This is a genomic window from Methylibium sp. (genome assembly GCF_013817365.1).
GTDB lineage: Bacteria > Pseudomonadota > Gammaproteobacteria > Burkholderiales > Burkholderiaceae_C > Methylibium.
In genome coordinates this window covers 1-2,300 of sequence record NZ_JACDCU010000551.1, presented here as the reverse complement: position 1 = coordinate 2,300, position 2,300 = coordinate 1, and the positions used below count along the sequence as shown (strand labels likewise).

The window sequence follows — 2,300 nt, the reverse complement described above, 5'->3', positions numbered from 1 at the left end:
AGATCGCCACCGGCAACCTCGATCTGTCCGGCCGCACCGAGCAGGCCGCCAGCAGCCTGCAGCAGACCGCCAGCTCCATGGAGCAGCTCACCGGCACCGTCAAGCAGACGGCTGACTCGGCGCGCACGGCCAACCAGCTCGCTTCGTCGGCGCAGGCCACGGCCGCCAAGGGCGGTGCGGTGGTTGCGCAGGTGGTGACGACCATGGAAGACATCAACGCGTCGTCGAAGAAGATCGCCGACATCATCGGCACGATCGACGGCATCGCGTTCCAGACCAACATCCTGGCGCTCAATGCCGCGGTGGAAGCGGCCCGGGCCGGCGAGCAGGGCCGCGGCTTCGCGGTGGTCGCAGCGGAGGTGCGCAGCCTGGCGCAGCGCAGCGCCGACGCGGCCAAGGAAATCAAGACGCTGATCGGCGCCTCGGTCGACAAGGTCGACTCGGGCAGCCGGCTGGTCGCCGAGGCCGGTCAGACCATGAACGAGATCGTCGGCTCGGTGCAGCGCGTGTCCGACATCATCGGTGAGATCACCGCCGCAGCCGCCGAACAAAGCGACGGCATCGGCCAGGTCAACACCGCCGTCACGCAGCTCGACCAGATGACGCAGCAGAACGCCGCGCTGGTCGAGCAATCGACCGCGGCGGCAGAGAGCTTGCGTGAGCAGGCGCATCGCCTGCAGGCCAGCGTGGCGGTGTTTCGCATCAGCGCCGTCAGCGCGGCGGCTGTCGCTGCCGCAACACCGGCGCGGCAGGAAGCCGGCGCGCTGATCGCCCGCGTGCAAAGCACTGCGCGCCGACCCGCCGCCACGCAAGCGCCGACACGAACGCCGGCCGCAACGGTTGCGCCGGCCATCGCACCGGCCATCGCACCGACGCCCAAGCCGACCGCACCGCCCGCGGCCGCGCCCACCGGCGAGTGGGAAACCTTTTGATCACCGTTCCGGAAAACTCATGAATCTCTCGTTCAGAAAACTCGGCTCCCGCCTGGCCGGCGGCTTTGCCGCCGTGCTGCTGCTCACCACCGCCATGTGCGGCGTCGGCGTCTACCAGCTGACGCTGATCGAAAACAGGAACCAGCAACTCGCTCAGGAAAGCGATCGCGCCAAGCTGGCCAGCCTGTGGCTGGCATCGACCCAGCTGAATCTTTCGCGCACGCTCACGATTGCGAAATCGGGCCTCGACGCCGGCGTCGATGCGTATCTGCAGCCCCAGATGAAGGCCACGACCTCGCGCATCAGCGAGCTCCAGAAGCGGCTCGACGCCGAGTTGACCGACCCGGCGCACAAGAGCCTCATGCAGCAGGTCGGCGAGCAGCGCAAGGGCTACATCGAAAGCCGCAACCGGGTCTTTGCCGCCTTCAAGTCGGGCGACACGAGCGCCGCCGCGCTGGTCGATGGCGATCTCGTGCCGTCCGCCGACCGCTATGTCGCACTGATCGAGTCGGTGGTGGCGGCGATCGAGGCGCAAAGCGCTGCGTCGTCGGCCGCCCTGGCGAAAGAGATCCGCACCGCCGGGTGGATGCTCGGCGCGCTGGCCGGCCTGGCCGTGCTGATCGGAGCCCTCATGGCCTGGCGCATCACGATCTCCATCACCGCCCCGGTGCACCAGGCCCTGGCCGCGGCGCGTGCCATCGCCTCGGGCGATCTTTCGCGGGAAGTGAAGGTGGATCGCGCAGACGAACTCGGAGAGCTTCAGCAAGCCTTCGCCGACATGCAGACTTCCCTTCACGGCATGGTCAGCGCGGTGCGCCAGTCCACCGACAGCATCGGCACGGCCAGCAGCGAGATCGCCACCGGCAACCTCGATCTGTCCGGCCGCACCGAGCAGGCCGCCAGCAGCCTGCAGCAGACCGCCAGCTCCATGGAGCAGCTCACCGGCACCGTCAAGCAGACGGCTGACTCGGCGCGCACCGCCAACCAGCTCGCCTCGTCGGCGCAGGCCACGGCCGCCAAGGGCGGTGCGGTGGTTGCGCAGGTGGTGACGACCATGGAAGACATCAACGCGTCGTCGAAGAAGATCGCCGACATCATCGGCACGATCGACGGCATCGCCTTCCAGACCAACATCCTGGCGCTCAATGCGGCGGTGGAAGCGGCCCGGGCCGGCGAGCAGGGCCGCGGCTTCGCGGTGGTCGCAGCGGAGGTGCGCAGCCTGGCGCAGCGCAGCGCCGACGCGGCCAAGGAAATCAAGGCGCTGATCGGCGCCTCGGTCGACAAGGTCGACTCGGGCAGCCGGCTGGTCGCCGAGGCCGGTCAGACCATGAACGAGATCGTCGGCTCGGTGCAGCGCGTGTCCGACAT

The 2,300-nt window shown here is 68.8% G+C and carries 2 protein-coding genes; both read left to right on the top strand.

Annotated features, from left to right (window positions below; translation table 11 throughout):
- Positions 1–932, top strand: a 932-nt coding sequence (locus tag H0W38_RS21145) for a methyl-accepting chemotaxis protein (protein WP_292457912.1), incomplete at its 5' end; no start/stop codon positions are given.
- Positions 933–951: 19 nt separating this feature from the next.
- Positions 952–2,300, top strand: a 1,349-nt coding sequence (locus H0W38_RS21140; protein ID WP_292457909.1) for a methyl-accepting chemotaxis protein, incomplete at its 3' end; no start/stop codon positions are given.